Genomic DNA, 19047 nt, shown 5'->3' with positions numbered 1-19047 from the left:
ATGAGCGTACTCAACGGATGCCTCGGGAGCGGGCCTTGAACGCCGCCTTGCGCGCCGCCTTGGACACCGTGCCGTCGGGGATGGACCGTCCGAGCAGCTCCAGGACCTCGACGACGTCGGGGTGGTCGACCCGCCACATCTCCTCGATGAGGTGGGCCGGCGGGCCGGAGGCGGCCATGTTCTCGGCGAAGATCTCGGGGTCCTCCTCGGCCGCGGGCATGGCCAGGGCCAGCATGTCGACGCTGACCCAGAGCAGCTCCTCCTGGGTGAGCGACGGCGCGGGCAGCTTCCTGGCGGCCAGCCAGTGTATGGCGTGCGGGCGCAGCTCCTGGTCCTCCAGGTAGCCGCGGACGGCGGGCTCGGCCTCGGCGCCCAGGCGGTCGACGATGGTGATGGCGATGCCGCGGGCCACCGCGGGCGCGCCGGAGGCGGCGGCCAGGAGCTCCGCGGCGGCCTCGCCGGGCTCCTTGCCGGACAGCCAGCGGCTGATGTCGTCCTCGGCGATCTCGGTGGGCACGCCGTCGAGCAGCCCCTCGATGAGCCCGCGCGCGTCGGCCTCGGCCAGGTCGGGCGCCTGGGGGGCGTCGACGCCGAGCGAGAGGTAGTGCTCGCGCAGCGCCCAGACGCCCAGGGGCGTCAGCTCCGCGCAGTCGCCGTCGACCCTGATCATTCCGGTACGCTCCAGCCGGCCCAGCACGGTGGCCAGGTCGACGTCGCCCTCACCGGCGATCTCGTCGAGGTACTCGCCGATCACGGTGACGGGCACCCGCACCTGGAGCCGGTAGATCATGTCGAACAGGTCGTAGAGCCCCTCGTCGAGCTCCGCCGAGCCGGTGACCGCGCCGCCGGTGTCCTGCTCCAGCAGGTCGGCGACGCGCCGCGCCCAGGCGGCCAGCGGATCGCCGCCGCCGGGCAGCGGCTCCTCCGCCAGCATCGGAACGCTCTCCAGCGCGGCACGCAGCTCCTCCGGCGCGGCCAGCCGCACGGCGGGCAGCGGCGTGCAGCCGGGGCAGTCGCAGGGCGCCTCGCCCAGGTCGGGCAGCTCGCCGGAGGGGATGGGGATCGACTGCTCGAGCGACTCGGGGCCGATGGAGCTGAACAGGCTCTTGGCCATGCCGAAGTTCGAGGTGTCGGCGAGCGCCTCGGCCATGCGGGGCGCGATGTCGTCGAGCCGCTCGCGCATCCGCGCGGCCGTGTCGCCGCTCACCTGGGCGGCCTCGTCGAGGAAGTCGACGAGGGTGCGGGCGGCGGCGATGGTCTCCGGCGCGCTCTCCGGAGGGGCGATGACCTTGCGCGGGTAGATGGACAGCAGCAGCTCGTCGAAGGTCTCAGGTGTGAAATCACCCAGTTCGTTGACGTTGAGGTAGTCGCTGGCGTAGTCGCAGAGCAGGCGGACCTCGTCCGCGTCCACCTCGACTTCCCGCGCACGCCCCCATGCACGCAGGTCGTCGATGGCCCGGTTCACCCATTCGATCGACACAGGGGCACGCTAACGGGTGACCAACAGATGAGCGAATCGGGGAAACGGTCTAAATCAGGTCGAGCGGGTCGACACTCACCCTCACGACATCTGGTGTCTTTCTGGCCGCACGCACCCCACTGGCCCCTTTGAGCGCGGCGGCCAGCGCCGCTCCCCCTGCCCTCCGTACCCGGATCATGGCGCGTTCCTGGCCGGACTCGTCCACCGGCACCGGGCCGAGCACCTGGGCGTCGGGCGGGAGGCGGACCTCGTCGAGCATCTGCCTGACCGCACTGGCCGCGCCGGTGAGCGTGGCCATCCGCACCGCCGGCGGGAACCCCAGCTCGGCGCGGTCGCCGAGTTCGCGCTCCGCGTGCGTGATCGGGTCCCACCTGAGCAGCGCCTGTACGGCCGGCAGCGCCGCGTCGCCGAGCACGACCAGCTCGGCGGCGGGGCGCAGCAGGGCCGCGGCGTTCATCCAGCGGCGCACGGTCTCCTCGGCCGCCCGCAGGTCCGCCCGCCCCAGCAGCGCCCACCCGTCCAGCAGCACGGCCGCCGCGTAACCGCCCTCCACCACGGGCTCCGCTCCCGGGGTCGCGACGACCAGCGCGCGGGTGGCGGGCACGGTCGCCAGCACGCCGTCGCGTCCCGAGGTCCGCACCGGCACGGAGGGGAAGGCCCTGCCGAGCTCCTCCGCCGTACGCCTGGCGCCGGTGACGACGGCACGCAGGCGCGGGCTGCCGCACGACGGGCACCGCCAGTCGGCGTCCACCCTGCCGCACCAGCGGCAGTACGGCGCCGCGTGGCCGCCCCTGAGCGCCAGCGGCCCATGGCACCGCGGCCCCTGCCCGCCAGACCCACCGGACCCGCCTGGCCCCTGCCCGCCGGACCCGCGTGGCCCCTGCCCGCCAGACCCACCGGACCCGCCGGATCCGCCTGGCCCCTGCTCCGGGCTGCCCAGCGCGATCTGTGCCTGCCCTGTCGGCGAGGCACCGTCCTGCGCGCCCGGTGCGGCGTGCGCATGGGCGTGAGCCGGCTCAGGAGACCGGGGGCCGGTGCGGGTCGGGGGCAGGACGCAGCGGGCGGGAGCGCGGCAGTGCTGGCATGCCAGGGCGGGCAGGTAGCCGCGCCTGGGCACCTGCACCAGCACCGGGCCGCTCTCCAGGCCGACCCGCAGGGCGCGCCAGGCGATGCTGGGCAGGCGGGCCTGCCGGGCGGCCTGGTCCTTGGCCAGCTCCGCGTCCTCGCCCGCCGGGCGTACGCGGGGGGCCAGGGTCCTGAGCGTCGTGCGCGCCGCCACGATCGGCCTGGCCCAGCCGCTCGCGACGAGCTGGGTGGCCTCGGCCGTGCGGGCGTAGCCGCCGATGAGCATGGCCGCGCCGGTCCTGTGGGCACGCAGGCCGAGCACCTCGCGGGCGTGCGGGTACGGGGCCAGGCGCTCGGAGTGCAGGTCGTCGCCGTCGTCCCAGATGACCACCAGGCCGAGCTCCGCGACGGGGGCGAACATGGCGGCCCTGGTGCCCACCACGGCCCGCACCTGGCCCCGCAGCACCCTCAGCCACCGCCGGTACCGCTCAGCGGGGCCCAGGTCGGCGGTGAGCGCCACGTGCCTGCCGGGGCCGAGCAGCCGCCCGAACTCGGCGTCGGCCAGCGCCACGTCCTTGCCGTCGGGGACCACGACGACCGCTCCCCTGCCGCCGTCCAGCGTGGCCCGCACCGCCTCGGCCACGGCTCCCGCCCATCCCCGCGCCCCGGGCAACGCTGACCACACGGCCCGGGGCGCACGGCCGTGTCGCAGGGCATCGAGGAAGGAGGGCCCGGTGGGGTACGCGTCCCACGCGCTGGCGGCCTGGGCCGCGCCGGCCGCGCCCGGGGCCTGGCCCGCCGAGCGCACAGGCGCGGGGGGCAAGGCTGCGGCCTGGGCCGCGGAACGCTCGGGCGTCGGCTGGGACGCGGAGGTCGGGCCCACGCCGGTCGCGCTAGGCGTCTGGCCCGCCGCGCTCACAGGCGCGGGCTGAGGCGCGGAGGGGAGGGCTCCAGCCTGGGCCGGGGAACGCTCGGGCGTCGGCCGGGACGCGGGGGCCGGGGCCGCAGCGCTCGCAGCCGTGGGCTGGGCCGCGCCGGTCGCGGTCGGGGTCGAGGTCGGTGTTGCGCCGGCCGCGCTCGAGGCCGGGGTCGGGGTCGCGCCGGTCGGGGTCGGGGCCGCTGATGGACGTGCTGACGGGTCCGGGGCCTGGCCCTGGGGGCCTGCGGGCACGTCGGTCTTCGGGGGCTCCGACTCGGCCTTGGCGTGGCGGGGCGGGATGGCCAGGCGGAGCACGTCGGTCAGGGTGCCCGCGTACCGGTCGGCCACCGCCCTGGCCAGGCCGGCGATCTCCGGGGTGAGCACCCGCTCGGGCGAGACCACGCGTTCGAGCGGGGTGAGCCTGCCCTCGTGCTCGCTCTCCGGCACCCGCTCCAGCAGGAACCCGTCCACGAGCTTGCCCGCGAACCGCACCCGCACCCGCACCCCCGGCTCGGCCGTCTCGTGCATGGGCTCGGGGACGAGGTAGTCGAAGGGCCGGTCGAGGTGCGGCAGCGGGCTGTCCACCACGACCCTGGCCACGGGGTTCTCGGGGGCGGGGACGGGCGCCCCCTTGGTGTCCTTCGACGACGCCGCGGGCCGCACGGCTTCGAGCGGCAGGAGCGCGTCGTCGGAGGAAGGGGTCACGCAAAAGGTCTACCAGACCCATGCCCGCGCCCACGCCCGCGACGTGAGCGCCGAGCCCGGGCCCACGCGACGGCGAAGCCACCGCGGCAGCAATCACGGGGGCCGCACGCCCGCCGAAGAGCGCACGCTGGAAGACGCGCGCATGCGGACCGGAACCGCCCTTCAGGCATGCCCAGAACCGGTGCGCCCTCAGCCACACCGATCGGCACGCCCTCGGCCGCACCACCCCTGCAGGCCCTTGGTCACGCCACCCGGCGCTCCCCCGGTCACACCACCGGGTGCTGCCTCGATCACGCGAATGACCGGTGCCGCCCCTCAGGCGGCACCGGTCAACGAGTGTGAGCCGTCACAGACCCGCGGCGGTCCGCAGGGCCTCAGCGCGGTCGGTGGACTCCCAGGAGAAGCCCTCGCGCCCGAAGTGCCCGTACGCGGCGGTCTCCGAGTAGATCGGCCGCAGCAGGTCGAGGTCGCGGATGATCGCGGCGGGCCGCAGGTCGAACACCTGCAGCACGGCCTCCTGGATCTTCTCCACCGCCAGCTTCTCGGTGCCGAAGCACTCGACGAACAGGCCCACCGGCTGCGCCTTGCCGATCGCGTACGCCACCTGCACCTCGCACCGGTCGGCGAGCCCGGCCGCGACGACGTTCTTGGCGACCCAGCGCATGGCGTAGGCGGCCGAGCGGTCGACCTTGGACGGGTCCTTGCCGGAGAAGGCGCCGCCACCGTGGCGGGCCATGCCGCCGTAGGTGTCGATGATGATCTTGCGACCGGTGAGGCCGGCGTCGCCCATCGGGCCGCCGATCTCGAAGCGGCCGGTCGGGTTCACCAGCAGGCGGTAGCCCTCGGTGTCGAGCTCGAGGTCCGCGAGCACGGGGTCGACCACGTGCTCCTTGATGTCGGGCGCCAGCATCTCCTTGAGGTCGATCTCCGCGGCGTGCTGCGTGGAGACCACCACGGTGTCGAGGCGGACGGGCGTGTCGCCGTCGTACTCGATCGTGACCTGGGTCTTGCCGTCGGGGCGCAGGTAGGGGACCGTGCCGCTCTTGCGCACCGCCGACAGGCGCTGGGCCAGCCGGTGGGCGAGCGTGATCGGCAGCGGCATCAGCTCGGGGGTCTCGCGGCAGGCGTAGCCGAACATGAGGCCCTGGTCACCGGCGCCCTGGCGGTCGAGCTCGTCACCGTCACCGTCGACGCGGTGCTCGTAGGCGTCGTCGACACCCTGGGCGATGTCGGGCGACTGCGCGCCGATGGACACCGACACGCCGCACGAGGCGCCGTCGAAGCCCTTGTGGGAGGCGTCGTAGCCGATCTCCAGGATCTTCTCGCGGATGACGCCGGGGATGTCGACGTAGGTCTCGGTCGTGACCTCGCCTGCGACGTGAACCTGGCCGGTAGTGATCATCGTCTCGACGGCGACCCGGCTCTTGGGGTCGTCCTTGAGCATGGTGTCGAGAATCGCGTCACTGATCTGGTCGGCGATCTTGTCCGGGTGGCCCTCGGTGACCGACTCGGATGTGAACAGGCGACGTGACAACTCAGTGGCTCCTCATGCAGCGGCTGCTGACGGATGTAAGGCCCGGGACCAATGGGCACGGCTGGGCCTCGCCGAAGTCTAGCCCTACCAGGCGCCAGGTCGCGAAACTGTCCACCATATGTCTCCCATCAGAGCTCGGGCAGGGGATCGGCCGGCAGGATCTCCGGGGCGAAGATCTCCGCGTCCGCGGCCGACACCACAGCGGCGTACTCCTCATCAAACTCGAACACGATCGAGCCGAGCTCGAGAACGTGTCCCGGCAGGATCGGACCGAGCCTGGTGTGCCGGGGAAACTCCGCGAAAACCGACACCGGCCTGTCGGTCCTGAGCGTTCTCGTGGCCAGCACGGAGATGGCCGTGCCGGTGACCACGATCAAGAAGTTGCCCGTCCCCGCCGGACCCTCGGAGAACGCGGGGAAGACGTAATGGATCTCCCCTTGGTCGCCGAGCAACGTTCTGCAACGCTCCCTGACAGCGGAACCCACCGGCATCCCAACCCCCTTGCCCCCAAGTATCCGCAGGCACAGAGGTTTGTTGCAACAGGTGATCGAGTAATCAGGTCTGTACGCTTTGTACGATTTTCCGCCGACTCAGCCGAGGCGTACGGCGACCAGATCCCACACGGCGTCGGCGAGATCCTCCTTGGGCCCGAACGGCACCTCCACCGGATCCCCGCCCGCCACCAGCACGGTGGCCGCGTTGTCAGGGGTGCCGAAGGCGAGACCCTCTCCCACCTGGTTGACGACCAGCAGGTCGCAGCCCTTGCGGGCGAGCTTGGCCTGCCCGTTGGCCAGCACGTCGTGCGTCTCGGCCGCGAAGCCCACGATCACCGGGGGGCCGGGCTCCAGGCGGCGGCGCTCGCCGAGCTCGGCGAGGATGTCGGGGTTCTTGACGAGGTGGATGGCCTCGGGCTCCCCGTCGGTCTTCTTGATCTTGGCGTCGTGCCGCGTCGCGGGGCGGAAGTCGGCCACCGCGGCGGCCATGACCACCACGTCGGCTCCCGTGGAGGCGGCGAGCACGGCGTCGCGCAGCTCGGCCGCGGACTCGACCCGCACCACCTTCGCACCGGCGGGGTCGGGAAGCGTGACGTTCGCCGCCACGAGCGTGACCTCGGCGCCCCGGGCGGCCGCCGTACGGGCCAGGGCGTAACCCTGCAGCCCGGAGGAGCGGTTGCCGATGTAGCGCACGGGGTCGATGGCCTCGCGGGTGCCACCCGCGGAGACGACGACCTTGCGGCCGGCCAGGTCGAGGGGCCTGCCACGGAGCACGCGCAGGCAGACCTGGAAGATCTCGGCGGGATCGGGCAGCCGGCCGGGCCCGGTGTCGGCGCCGGTGAGCCGGCCCACCGCCGGGTCGATCACGACGGCGCCCCGCTCGCGCAGCGTCGCGACGTTGGCCTGCGTGGCGGGATGCTGCCACATCTCGGTGTGCATCGCCGGCGCGAACACCACCGGGCACGTCGCCGTCAGCAGCGTGTTGGTGAGCAGGTCGCCCGCCAGCCCGTGCGCGGCCTTGGCCAGCACGTCGGCGGTCGCCGGCGCCACGACGACGAGATCGGCCCGCTTGCCGATCCGTACGTGCGGCACCTCGTGGACGTCGTCCCACACCTCCGGCGACACGGGGTTGCCGGACAGGGCGGCCCACGTGGGCGCGCCCACGAACTTCAGGGCCTCGCGGGTCGGCACGACCCGCACCCCGTGGCCCGACTCGGTGAACAGCCGCAGCAGCTCACACGCCTTGTACGCGGCGATGCCGCCGCTGACGCCCAGGACGACCTGCATCGAAGGGGTCAGGCCGCGCCTTCGATGGGCTCGGCGTTGAGCAGGCCCTCGGAGACCTCTCGCAGCGCGATGGACAGCGGCTTCTCCTGGGCGTGCGTCTCGACCAGCGGCCCGACGTACTCCAGCAGGCCCTCGCCGAGCTGGGAGTAGTAGGCGTTGATCTGGCGAGCGCGCTTGGCGCCCATGATCACCAGGGAGTACTTGCTGTCGACGATGTCGAGCAGCGCGTCGATCGGCGGGTTGGTGATGCCCTCCGCGGCCGGGGTGGTGCCTGCCACGATGTCAGACCTCTCGGTTGGTGGTTGTCGTGACCCCCTGAGGGTCAGTCATCAAGGCTATCAGCCGGTGGCACACGTCTTGGACGCTCGTGTTCACCAGTGTGAGGTCGAATTCCGACTCGGCGGCCATCTCGACCCGCCCGGCCTCCAGCCGGCGCGCGATGACGTCCTCCGGCTCGGTGCCGCGCCCGCGCAGCCGCTTCTCCAGCTCCTCCCAGGTGGGCGGGGCCAGGAACACCAGCAGCGCCTCCGGCATGCTCCTGCGCACCTGCCTGGCGCCCTCGAGGTCGATCTCGAGCAGGGTCGGCACGCCTTCGGCGAGTTTCTTCAGCACCGGCTCGCGCGGCGTGCCGTAGCGGTTGCCCGCGAACTCCGCCCACTCGAGCAGCTCGCCCGACTCCACGAGCCGGTCGAACTCCTCGCCGTCGACGAAGAAGTAGTGGACCCCGTTCACCTCGCCGGGACGGGGCCTCCTGGTGGTCACCGAGACCGACAGCCACACCTGGGGGTGCGCCCGCCGGAGCTCGGCGACGACCGTGGACTTGCCGACGCCCGACGGCCCTGAGAGGACCGTCAGCCGCCGTTCGCTCAAGGGCGGGAAGTCGACTTCCACTTCCGGTCCGACCGCCTCGTGGGCACTGACTTCGCCGGACCAGGACCTGTCGGTCACTTCCTACCCCCCGTTGAACCTGCGCTTTCGTGTGGAACAGAGATTAGCTCTCGTTGCCACCGAACTCGCGCTCGAGGGAGGCCCTCTGGTTCGCGCCGAGGCCCCGCACGCGGCGGGACTCGGCGATGGCAAGCCGCTCCATGAGCTGCTTGGCGCGGACCTTGCCCACGCCGGGGAGCGATTCCAACAGGGCCGACACCTTCATCTTGCCGATGACGTCGTCGGTCTGCCCATCCTTGAGCACCTCAGCCAGAGAAACCGCGCCATGCTTGAGCCGGTTCTTGACCTCGGCACGCTCTTTACGGGCCTTGGCAGCCTTCTCCAGGGCTGCGGCGCGCTGCTCAGGGGTCAGGGGAGGAAGAGCCACGCCGGGTCACCTCGAATTTCTGTCGATGTACTCGGACGGGAAGGGAAACTAGCTGGTCATCGCCCCCTAAGCAACGTCAAGAGCGGTTTCTCTCGCCACAAAATCCACTTCATCACTGTGCGTGGTCGTAAAATCACATTGTGCTGATCAAATCGCCCTCACTTCCCCCTTCGCGCGTCGGCTCGCGCCGGTGTCGCGAAACGCAAGGACGCTCACCGGCTCGCATCCCGCCGATGTCCGAAACCCGCCCCACACCTGGGCCGAAACCACGTCACGCGATCGTCCGCGGATGCATTATGATCTTGTGAGCAGGGCCCGGCAGGCGTGGCGCAGGCGGCGCGCGACGCATGCCCGGGCGACGCGCTTCCCGGCCGGGCGCTTCCCAGCCGGCGTGCGCCTCAGGTGGCGCGTGGCTCAGACGGCGCGCCTCAGACCGCGCGGCGCAGCGAGGCGGCGATGGCCGCCGCCGCCGCTCCCGGGTCGGCCGAGCCCGTGATGGGCCGTCCGATCACGAGCAGGTCGGCGCCGTCGGCCAGGGCCTGCTCCGGCGTGGCGACGCGCATCTGGTCCTGCGTGGCGGCCCCCGTGGGGCGCACGCCGGGGGTGATGAGCGTGATCTCCTCGCCCACCTCGGCGCGCACCGCCGAGACCTCGTTGGGCGAGCACACGAGCGCCGTGGCGCCCGCCTCGACCGACAGCGCTGCCAGGCGGCGCACGGCGGAGTCGGCCGGCCCGGCGAGCCCGATGCGCTCCAGGTCGCCCTCGGTGAGCGAGGTCAGGACGGTCACGGCGGCGATCTGGGTGTGCGGCGCGGCCTCCACGGCCGCCCTGATCATCGCGGGCCCGCCGGCGGCGTGCACGGTCAGGATCGAGGGCCGCAGCCGCGCCACCGCCCGCGCGGCCCCGGCCACGGTGTTGGGGATGTCGTGCAGCTTGAGGTCGAGGAACACGCGTACGCCGCTGGCCCCGCGCACGGAGGCGATCACGTCGGGCCCGTAGCGCAGGTAGAGCTCCAGGCCCACCTTGACCGTGCTGACGTGCGGCGTGACCAGGGCGGCCCACCGGGCGGCGGTCTCCAGGTCGGGAGCGTCGAGAGCGACGGCGATCGGTGCGGGGGTCAAGACGTGCTCTCCAGGGTCTCGGGAGTCAAGGCGTGCTCTCCTCGGTGTCGACTAGCAGGTGCCGGGGCGCGCTCCCCGGCGGGCGGTGCGCCAGGCCGACGGCGTCGGCCAGCCGCTGGAAGCCGCGGGCCCTCAGGAGCTCCTCAAGCTCGCGTTCGATGCGCAGGCAGGCGTAGGGGTCGTGGAACAGCGCCGTGCCCACTCCGACCGCGCAGGCGCCCGCCAGGACGAGCTGGAAGGCGTCCCTGCCCGTCATGACGCCGCCGACGCCGATCAGGGGCACCCCGGGCAGGGCCGCGTGCACCTGCCAGACGCACCGCACGGCCAGCGGCAGGATGGCCGGCCCCGACAGCCCGCCGGTGACGGCGGCGAGCGAGGGGCGCAGCGCCTCGGTGTCGATGGCCATGCCCAGCGGATTGTTGATCATGGACAGCGCGTCGGCCCCGGCGTCCACGCAGGCGCGCGCGACGGAGACGATGTCGGCCACGTCGGGCGCGAGCTTGGCGACGACCGGCACGTCGTAGCGCATGATGGAGCGCACGGAGGCGATCACCTCGGCCGCGGCGCTGCCCTCGCGGGCGAAGACGCGCCCGCGGTCCTCCATGTTCGGGCAGGAGAGATTGACCTCCAGCGCGGTCACCCCGGGCGCGTCGGCGAGCCTGCGGGCCAGCTCGGAGTACTCGGCGACGGTGCCGCCGCCGATCGAGACGATGGTCTTGATGCCGCGCTGGGCCAGCCAGGGCAGCTCGCGCTCCAGGAACGCCTCGATGCCCGGCCCCTGCAGCCCGACGGCGTTGAGCATGCCCGAGGGCGTCTCGGCCATGCGCGGCGTGGGCCGGCCGGCGCGCGGGGCCATGGTGATCGAGCGGGTGGTCAGCGCGCCGAGCCGGTGCAGGTCGAAGAACTGGGCCAGCTCCCGCCCCGAGGAGGCGCAGCCGGCGGCGGTGGTGATGGGGTTCGCGAGCTCCACATGCGCCAGAAATGTCCGCATATCAACTGACATGTCGTGCACCGCCTCCGGGGGCGCCGAGCGCGTCGAACGGGATCGTTCCCACGTCCTCGAAGCGCACCCGCTCCCCCCGGAACACCGGCCCTTCGGCGCACGCCCTGACCATCCTGGTCGCCCCGTCGTCGCCGATGACGGGCAGCACGCACGTCATGCACACCCCGATCCCGCAGGCCATGGCCTCCTCGACCGCCACCTGCACCGGGATGTCGAACTCCATCCCCACCGCCGTCACCGCCCGCAACGTCTCCATGGGCGCGCAGGCGTACACGGCGTCGGCCCGCGTGTCGGCGATCACCGCGGGCAGCGCGTCGGTGACCCTGCCGCGCAGCCCCAGCGAGCCGTCCTCGGTGGTCAGCGTGGTCGTCTCGGCGATCCTGCGTGCCCGCATCGCGCCGAACACCCGCTCCGCCCCGGCCCCGCCGAGCACGAAGTCCACCCGGCAGCCCCGCGCCAGCAGCGCGTCGGCCAGCGGGAACAGCACGGCGGAGCCGTACTCGGAGCCGACCAGCACGCAGTGGACGGGGTCGCGCGGCAGCGGGAAGGGCCGCCCGAGCGGCCCTACCAGGTCGAGCGTGTCACGGGCGCGCCGCTCGGCCAGCCAGGCCGTGCCGGACCCGCGGACGGTGAAGACGAGCTCGACCGTGCCGCCGTAGTCGGCCTTCACGTCGTGGATGGACAGCGCGCGGCGCGTCACCATCGACGTGTACGGCCCGCCCACCGCCACGGAGACGAAGTGGCCGGGGCGGTAACGCTCGGCGATGCCGGGCGCCACCACCGTCAGCGCATGGTAGGCGTCGACCCGGCGCGTCGTCAGCACCGTGCCCGTCACCTGCACCGGTGTGCCGGCCAGACGTCTTCACCTCCCGTGCGGGGTCAGCCCCGGAGTGCCTGTGCGTGCTCCTGGAGAGACCGTACGCCGACGTCGCCGCGCACGATCGCCTGGATGCCGGCCGCGGCGGCGGCCAGGCCCGAGACCGTGGTGATGCACGGGATGCCGCGCAGCACCGCGGCCGTGCGGATCTCGTAGCCGTCGAGCCGTGGCCCCGACTGGCCCGGGCTGCCGAAGGGCGTGTTGACGATCAGGTCGACCTCGCCGTCGAGAATGGCCTGCACGCTCGTGGGTTCACCTCCGGGACCCGTCCCCTCGCTGTGCTTTCGCACGATCTTGGCATGGACGCCGTTACGGCGCAGCACCTCGGCGGTCCCCTCGGTGGCCAGGATCTCGAATCCGAGATCCGCGAGCGCCTTCACAGGGAAGATCATCGCACGCTTGTCCCTGTTGGCCACGGATACGAACGCGCGTCCCTTGGTCGGGAGCTGCCCGTACGCGCCCGCCTGCGACTTGGCGTAGGCGATGCCGAAGAACTCGTCGATGCCCATGACCTCGCCCGTGGAGCGCATCTCGGGCCCCAGGACGATGTCCACGCCGCGGAAGCGGTTGAACGGCAGCACCGCCTCCTTGACCGCGATCGAGGCGTCGAGGGGCAGCGTGCCGCCGTCGCCCTCGGCGGGCAGCATGCCCTCCTCGCGCAGCGAGGCGATCGACGCGCCGAGCATCACCCTGGCCGCCGCCTTGGCCAGCGGGGTGCCCGTGGCCTTGGACACGAACGGCACCGTGCGGCTGGCGCGCGGGTTGGCCTCCAGGACGTACAGGACGCCGGCGGACATGGCGTACTGGACGTTCAGCAGGCCGCGCACGCCCACCCCGGCGGCGATGGCCCGCGTGGCGGCGCGGATGGCCTTGATGTCGGCGCCGCCGAGCGTGATCGGCGGCAGGGCGCACGCCGAGTCGCCGGAGTGGATGCCGGCCTCCTCGATGTGCTCCATGACGCCGCCCAGGAACAGCTCCTCGCCGTCGTAGAGGGCGTCCACGTCAATCTCGATGGCCTCGTCGAGGAACTTGTCGACGAGCACCGGGTGGCCGCCCTCCTGGGCCGCCATGTACGTGGTGAGCGTCTGCTCGTCGTACACGATGGCCATGCCGGCCCCGCCGAGCACGTACGAGGGGCGCACGAGCACGGGGTAGCCGATCTCCTCGGCGATCTCCACGGCCTCGGCCACGGTCAGCGCGGTGCCGTGCTTGGGCGCGGGCAGCCCCGCCTCGGCCAGCACCCGCCCGAACGCGCCGCGCTCCTCTGCCAGGTGGATGGACTCGGGCGAGGTGCCGACCACGGGCACGCCGGCGTCCTTGAGCGCCTGCGCGAGGCCGAGCGGCGTCTGGCCGCCGAGCTGCACGATCACGCCCACGACCGGTCCGGTCTGCTGCTCGGCGTGCACGACCTCCAGGACGTCCTCCAGCGTGAGCGGCTCGAAGTAGAGCCGGTCGGAGGTGTCGTAGTCGGTGGAGACGGTCTCGGGGTTGCAGTTGACCATGACGGTCTCGAACCCGGCCCGCGACAGCTCGAACGAGGCGTGCACGCACGCGTAGTCGAACTCGATGCCCTGCCCGATGCGGTTGGGCCCGGAGCCGAGGATGATGACCTTCTGCCGCTCCCCTGCCGGGACCTCGCTCTCCTCGTCGTAGGTGGAGTAGAGGTAGGGCGTCTTGGCGGCGAACTCGGCGGCGCAGGTGTCGACCGTGTTGTAGACCGGCCGCAGCCCCAGCGCGTGCCGCAGGTCGCGCACCCTGGCCTCGTCGATGCCGCGGATCTCGCCGATCTGCACGTCGCTGAACCCGAGGTGCTTGGCCCGCTCGAGCACCTCGGCGGTCAGGTCGTCCGCCTCGGCGACCGCCTGGGCCTCCTCGTGCAGCAGGAAGAGCTGGTCGATGAACCACGGGTCGACGCTGGTGGCCTCGTACAGCTCCTCGGGCGTGGCGCCGGCCCTGATGGCCTGCTGCATCGTGCGCAGCCGGCCGTCGTGCGGGGTGCGGCAGGCCGCCAGCAGCTCGTCCTTGGGCGCGACGTCGCCGGCCCAGGTGAAGGAGGAGTTCTTCTTCTCCATCGAGCGCAGCGCCTTCTGCAGCGCCTCGGGGAACGAGCGGCCGATGGCCATGGCCTCGCCCACCGACTTCATGTGGGTGGTGAGGGTCTGGTCGGCGCCCCTGAACTTCTCGAACGCGAAGCGCGGCACCTTCACCACGATGTAGTCGAGCGTCGGCTCGAAGGAGGCCGGGGTCTCCTTGGTGATGTCGTTGGGGATCTCGTCGAGCGTGTAGCCGATGGCCAGCTTGGCCGCGATCTTGGCGATCGGGAAGCCGGTGGCCTTGGAGGCCAGCGCCGACGAGCGCGACACGCGCGGGTTCATCTCGATGACGATCATGCGCCCGGTGCGCGGGTCCACCGCGAACTGGATGTTGCAGCCGCCGGTGTCGACGCCGACCTCGCGGATGACCGCGATGGCGACGTCGCGCATGTTCTGGTACTCGCGGTCGGTCAGGGTCAGCGCGGGCGCCACGGTGACGCTGTCGCCGGTGTGCACGCCCATCGGGTCGATGTTCTCGATGGAGCAGACGATGACGACGTTGTCGGCCTTGTCGCGCATGACCTCCAGCTCGTACTCCTTCCAGCCGAGGATCGACTCCTCCAGGAGCACCTCGGTGGTCGGGGAGGCGTCGAGCCCGGCGCCGGCGATGCGGCGCAGGTCCTCCTCCGTGTACGCGAAGCCGGAGCCGGCGCCACCCATGGTGAAGGAGGGCCGCACGACCAGCGGGTAACCCAGCTCGCCCGCGGCGGCCAGGCACTCGTCCATGGTGTGGCAGATGACGGACCTGGCGGACTCGGCGTTGAGGCCGTGCTCGCGGGCGACCTTGGCGACGATCTCCTTGAACTTCTCGCGGTTCTCGCCCGCCTGGATCGCGTCGAAGTCGGCGCCGATCAGCTCGACCTCGTACTTCTCCAGCACGCCGGACTCGTGCAGCGCCACGGCGGTGTTGAGCGCCGTCTGGCCGCCCAGCGTGGGCAGCAGCGCGTCGGGCCGCTCCTTGGCGATGATCTTCTCGACGAACTCGGGGGTGATCGGCTCGACGTACGTGGCGTCGGCGAACTCCGGGTCCGTCATGATCGTGGCGGGGTTGCTGTTGACCAGGATCACGCGGAAGCCCTCGGCCCGCAGCACGCGGCACGCCTGGGTGCCGGAGTAGTCGAACTCGCACGCCTGGCCGATCACGATCGGCCCCGAGCCGATCACCAGGACCGACTGGATGTCCTCACGCTTTGGCACGGGTCATGACCTCGCAGAACTCGTCGAAGAGATAGGCGGCGTCGTGCGGGCCGGCGGCGGCCTCCGGGTGGTACTGGACGCTGAAGGCGCGGCCGTCGAGCAGCCGCAGCCCTTCCACGCAGCGGTCGTTGAGGTTGACGTGGCTGACCTCGGCCTGCCCGTACGGGGTCTCGAACGGCCCGTCGAGCGGCGCCTCCACCGCGAACCCGTGGTTGTGCGCGGAGATCTCCACCTTCCCGGTGCGCACGTCCTGCACCGGCTGGTTGACGCCCCGGTGGCCGTAGCGCAGCTTGTACGTGGACAGCCCCAGGGCGCGCCCGAAGAGCTGGTTGCCGAAGCAGATCCCGAAGAACGGCACCTTGGCCTCCAGCACTCCCCGCAGCGCCGACACGTCGGCGGTGGCGGGGTCGCCGGGCCCGTTGGAGAAGAACACGCCGTCGGGCTCGACCGCCATGATCTGCTCGTAGGTGGCGTCGGCCGGCAGCACGTGCACCTCGCAGCCGCGCTCGGCCATCCGGTGCGGGGTCATGCCCTTGATGCCCAGGTCCACGGCCGCGACCGTGAAACGCTTCTCGCCGATGGCGGGCACGACGTAGCTCTCCCCCGTGGCCACCTCGCGCGCCAGGTCCGCGCCCTCCATCCGGGGCGACTGCCGCACGCGCTCGACGAGCTCCTCGACCGGCGCCTCGGTCGCACTGAAGATGCCGGCGCGCATGGCGCCGCGCTCGCGCAGGTGGCGGGTGAGCGCGCGGGTGCCGGAGATGGCGATCCCGACGACGCCCTGCTCCTTGAGGTAGTCGTCGAGCGAGCGGTTGGCCCGCCAGTTGGAGACCACCCTGGACGGCTCGCGCACCACGTAGCCGGCCACCCAGACGCGCCGGGACTCCGGGTCCTCGTCGTTGACGCCGGTGTTGCCGATGTGCGGCGCCGTCATGGCGACGATCTGCCGGTGGTAGGAGGGGTCCGTGAGGGTCTCCTGGTAACCGGTCATGCCGGTGTTGAAGACCATTTCGCCGAACGTCTCGCCTTCGGCGCCGTATGGAGTGCCATGGAAGACGCGGCCGTCTTCCAGGACGAGCACCGCAGTGTTCAAACCAGCTTCCCTTCGAGAACGGTCGGCCTGCCGCGCAGGAACGTCGCCACTACCCTGCCGGGCAGCGTCATCCCCTCGTAAGGGGTGTTCCGGCTCTTGGACGCGAAGGCGGACGGGTCCACCTTCGTGCGCACGGACGGGTCGTACAGCGTGATGTTGGCCGGGGCGCCCACCTCGATCGGCTGCCCCTGGCCGGCGAGCCGCCCGATGCGGGCGGGCACGACGGACATGCGCTGGGCGACGCCCGCCCAGTCGAGCAGCCCGGTCTCGACCATGGCCTCCTGGACCACGCTGAGCGCGGTCTCCAGGCCTACCATGCCCATGGCCGCGGCCGACCACTCGGTCTCCTTGTCCTCGACCGGGTGGGGGGCGTGGTCGGTGGCGACGATGTCGATCGTGCCGTCGGCCAGGGCGGCGCGCAGCGCCTCGACGTCCGCGTGGGTGCGCAGCGGCGGGTTGACCTTGTAGATCGGGTTGTAGGCGCCCACCGGCGACTCCTCCACGAGGTCGTCGGTGAGCAGCAGGTGGTGGGGGGTCACCTCGGCGGTGACGTTCCAGCCCTTGGACTTGGCCCAGCGGATGATCTCGACCGAGCCTGCCGTGGAGACGTGGCAGACGTGCAGCCGGGAGCCGACGTGGGCGGCCAGGAGGCAGTCGCGGGCGATGATCGCCTCCTCCGCGACCGCGGGCCAGCCGGTCAGGCCGAGCCTGCCGGAGACGACGCCCTCGTTCATCTGGGCGCCGGAGGTGAGCCTGGGCTCCTGGGCGTGCTGGGCGATGACGCCGTCGAACGCCTTGACGTACTCCAGGGCGCGGCGCATCAGCACCGCGTCGTCCACGCACTTGCCGTCGTCGGAGAAGACCCGCACGCGGGCGGCGGAGTCGGCCATCGCGCCCAGCTCGGCGAGCTGCCTGCCCTCCAGGCCGACGGTGACGGCGCCGACCGGGTGCACGTCGCAGTGGGCGAACTCGCGGCCCAGCCGCCAGACCTGCTCGACCACGCCGGCGGTGTCGGCGACGGGCGAGGTGTTGGCCATGGCGTGCACGGCGGTGTAGCCGCCGCGGGCGGCCGACTGGGTGCCGGTCTGGACGGTCTCGGCGTCCTCGCGGCCGGGCTCGCGCAGGTGGGTGTGCAGGTCCACGAGGCCGGGCAGCGCGACGGCGCCCGCGCCGTCGATCGTGTCGTCGCCGGCCAGGCCGGGCCCGATCTCGGCGATGGCGCCGCCCTCGACCCGGATGTCGGCGGGCTCCGCGCCCAGGATCCTCACGTTGCGGATGATCATGCGGTCTCTCCCCCGAGCAGCAGGTACAGGACGGCCATGCGGATGGTCACGCCGTTGGCGACCTGTTCGACGATCGTGGATCGCGCCGAGTCGGCCACCTCGGCGGCGATCTCCATGCCCCTGTTCATCGGCCCCGGGTGCATGACGATCGCCTCGTCGGGCATCTTCGCGAACCGGTCCCTGTCGAGACCGTAGCGGCGGGAGTACTCGCGCTCGCTGGGGAAGTACGCGGCGTTCATCCGCTCCTTCTGCACCCTCAGCATCATCACCGCGTCGGACTTCGGCAGCACCGCGTCGAGGTCGTAGGACACCTCGCACGGCCAGGTGCCGACGGAGACCGGCAGCAGCGTGGGCGGCGCGACCAGGGTGACCTCGGCGCCGAGCGTGTGCAGCAGCAGCACGTTGGAGCGGGCGACCCGGCTGTGCAGCACGTCGCCGACGATGGTGACCCTGCGGCCCTCCAGGCTGCCCAGGCGGCGGCGCATGGAGAAGGCGTCGAGCAGCGCCTGCGTGGGGTGCTCGTGGGTGCCGTCGCCGGCGTTGACGACGCTGCCGCGCACCCAGGTGGCCAGGCGGTGCGGCGCGCCCGAGGCGCCGTGGCGGATGACGACCGCGTCGGCGCCCATGGCCTCCAGGGTGAGCGCGGTGTCCTTGAGCGACTCGCCCTTGGACACGCTCGACCCCTTGGCGGAGAAGTTGATCACGTCGGCGGACAGCCGCTTGGCCGCCGCCTCGAACGAGATCCGCGTGCGCGTGGAGTCCTCGAAGAACAGGTTGACCACGGTGCGCCCGCGCAGCGTGGGCAGCTTCTTGATGGAACGTTCCGAGACCCTCGCCAGCTCCTCGGCGGTGTCGAGGATGAGCAGCGCGTCGTCCCGGGTCAGGTCTCCGGCGGAGATCAGGTGCCGCTTCACTTCGCGCCCTCCTTCATGAGCAGGACGGCGTCGCGGTCGTCGATCTCCTGCAGGTAGACCTTGACCTTCTCGCTCTTGGCGGTCGGCAGGTTCTTGCCGACGTAGTCGGCGCGGATGGGCAGCTCGCGGTGGCCGCGGTCGACCAGCGTGGCGAGCTGCACGGCGGTGGGCCGGCCGAGGTCGTTGAGCGCGTCGAGCGCGGCGCGCACGGTGCGGCCGGAGTAGAGGACGTCGTCGACGAGCACCACGACCTTGCCGTCGATGCCGTCGGAGGGCAGCTCGGTGGGGCCGAGCGGGCGCACGGGCCCGCGCCGCAGGTCGTCGCGGTACATCGTGATGTCGATCGAGCCGACGGGGATCTTGACGCCTTCGAACTGCTCGATGCGGTCGCCGAGCCGGCGGGCCAGCGTGGCGCCGCGGGTCGGGATGCCGAGGAGGACGACGTCGCCTGCGCCCTTGGTGCGCTCGAGGATCTCGTGCGCGATCCGGGTCAGTGCCCGGTGGATGTCCGGGGCTTCCAGGACGGCCCTGGAATCACCCGCAGGTGCGGACATGGCGAAGCTCACCACCTTTCCCGCCTCACGGGACGGGTCTTAAAAGGGTGTTGGTCGGGACACACAGTACCAGGGGCTACCAGGTACAACGCGAGAGCCCTCCCGTGGAGCCC

The 19047-nt window shown here is 72.2% G+C and carries 16 protein-coding genes; all 16 read right to left on the bottom strand.

Annotation, left to right across the window (positions count from 1 at the left end):
- Nucleotides 1-10 precede the first annotated feature (10 nt).
- The 16 genes from AB0I79_RS02160 to pyrR all read right to left on the bottom strand — a co-directional run bounded on the left by AB0I79_RS02160 (nucleotide 11) and on the right by pyrR (nucleotide 18934).
- Complete coding sequence (locus AB0I79_RS02160) at nucleotides 11-1480, bottom strand: hypothetical protein (protein WP_357865945.1); 1470 nt, start codon at nucleotides 1478-1480, stop codon at nucleotides 11-13.
- Nucleotides 1481-1529: 49 nt separating this feature from the next.
- Nucleotides 1530-4169, bottom strand: coding sequence for a primosomal protein N' (locus AB0I79_RS02155; protein ID WP_357865944.1), 2640 nt, complete (start codon nucleotides 4167-4169; stop codon nucleotides 1530-1532).
- A 346-nt stretch (nucleotides 4170-4515) separates the two neighbouring features.
- A complete protein-coding gene (gene metK, locus AB0I79_RS02150) occupies nucleotides 4516-5703 on the bottom strand; it encodes a methionine adenosyltransferase (protein WP_357865943.1) in 1188 nt (395 codons plus the stop codon).
- Nucleotides 5704-5831: 128 nt separating this feature from the next.
- Nucleotides 5832-6155, bottom strand: a complete 324-nt coding sequence (locus AB0I79_RS02145; RefSeq protein WP_357865941.1) for a hypothetical protein — start codon at nucleotides 6153-6155, stop codon at nucleotides 5832-5834.
- Between the two features lie 138 nt (nucleotides 6156-6293).
- Nucleotides 6294-7484: a bifunctional phosphopantothenoylcysteine decarboxylase/phosphopantothenate--cysteine ligase CoaBC gene (gene coaBC / locus AB0I79_RS02140; protein ID WP_357865940.1), complete on the bottom strand. Its 1191-nt coding sequence runs from the start codon at nucleotides 7482-7484 to the stop codon at nucleotides 6294-6296.
- 8 nt (nucleotides 7485-7492) lie between these two features.
- Complete coding sequence (gene rpoZ, locus AB0I79_RS02135) at nucleotides 7493-7762, bottom strand: DNA-directed RNA polymerase subunit omega (RefSeq protein WP_080041099.1); 270 nt, start codon at nucleotides 7760-7762, stop codon at nucleotides 7493-7495.
- A 4-nt stretch (nucleotides 7763-7766) separates the two neighbouring features.
- Nucleotides 7767-8375, bottom strand: a complete 609-nt coding sequence (gene gmk / locus AB0I79_RS02130; protein ID WP_357865938.1) for a guanylate kinase — start codon at nucleotides 8373-8375, stop codon at nucleotides 7767-7769.
- Nucleotides 8376-8475: 100 nt separating this feature from the next.
- Entirely contained in the window at nucleotides 8476-8799 is a 324-nt protein-coding gene (gene mihF, locus AB0I79_RS02125) for an integration host factor, actinobacterial type (RefSeq protein WP_020541698.1), read from the bottom strand.
- Between the two features lie 428 nt (nucleotides 8800-9227).
- Nucleotides 9228-9920 (bottom strand): orotidine-5'-phosphate decarboxylase, encoded by a 693-nt coding sequence (gene pyrF, locus AB0I79_RS02120; protein ID WP_357865936.1) that lies wholly within the window; start codon nucleotides 9918-9920, stop codon nucleotides 9228-9230.
- Between the two features lie 25 nt (nucleotides 9921-9945).
- Nucleotides 9946-10923 carry a dihydroorotate dehydrogenase gene (locus tag AB0I79_RS02115; RefSeq protein WP_052424271.1) on the bottom strand — a complete coding sequence of 326 codons (978 nt, stop codon included), beginning with the start codon at nucleotides 10921-10923 and terminating at the stop codon, nucleotides 9946-9948.
- Complete coding sequence (locus tag AB0I79_RS02110; RefSeq protein ID WP_357865935.1) at nucleotides 10913-11764, bottom strand: dihydroorotate dehydrogenase electron transfer subunit; 852 nt, start codon at nucleotides 11762-11764, stop codon at nucleotides 10913-10915. The genes AB0I79_RS02115 and AB0I79_RS02110 overlap by 11 nt, the downstream gene beginning before the upstream one ends.
- A 38-nt stretch (nucleotides 11765-11802) precedes the next feature.
- Nucleotides 11803-15090 (bottom strand): carbamoyl-phosphate synthase large subunit, encoded by a 3288-nt coding sequence (gene carB, locus AB0I79_RS02105; protein WP_357865934.1) that lies wholly within the window; start codon nucleotides 15088-15090, stop codon nucleotides 11803-11805.
- Entirely contained in the window at nucleotides 15077-16183 is a 1107-nt protein-coding gene (gene carA, locus AB0I79_RS02100; RefSeq protein WP_357865932.1) for a glutamine-hydrolyzing carbamoyl-phosphate synthase small subunit, read from the bottom strand. Before carA ends, carB begins: the two co-directional genes overlap by 14 nt.
- On the bottom strand, nucleotides 16180-17466 hold the full coding sequence (locus AB0I79_RS02095; RefSeq protein WP_357865930.1) for a dihydroorotase: 1287 nt from the start codon (nucleotides 17464-17466) through the stop codon (nucleotides 16180-16182). The genes carA and AB0I79_RS02095 overlap by 4 nt, the downstream gene beginning before the upstream one ends.
- Complete coding sequence (locus AB0I79_RS02090) at nucleotides 17463-18380, bottom strand: aspartate carbamoyltransferase catalytic subunit (protein WP_357865928.1); 918 nt, start codon at nucleotides 18378-18380, stop codon at nucleotides 17463-17465. Before AB0I79_RS02090 ends, AB0I79_RS02095 begins: the two co-directional genes overlap by 4 nt.
- Nucleotides 18377-18934, bottom strand: coding sequence for a bifunctional pyr operon transcriptional regulator/uracil phosphoribosyltransferase PyrR (gene pyrR, locus AB0I79_RS02085; RefSeq protein ID WP_357865927.1), 558 nt, complete (start codon nucleotides 18932-18934; stop codon nucleotides 18377-18379). Before pyrR ends, AB0I79_RS02090 begins: the two co-directional genes overlap by 4 nt.
- Nucleotides 18935-19047 lie beyond the last annotated feature (113 nt).

This window comes from Nonomuraea sp. NPDC050202 (assembly GCF_040656115.1).
Classification (GTDB): Bacteria; Actinomycetota; Actinomycetes; order Streptosporangiales; family Streptosporangiaceae; genus Nonomuraea.
Note: the sequence above shows the minus strand (reverse complement) of the source record. Positions and strands in the feature narration are given on the sequence as shown.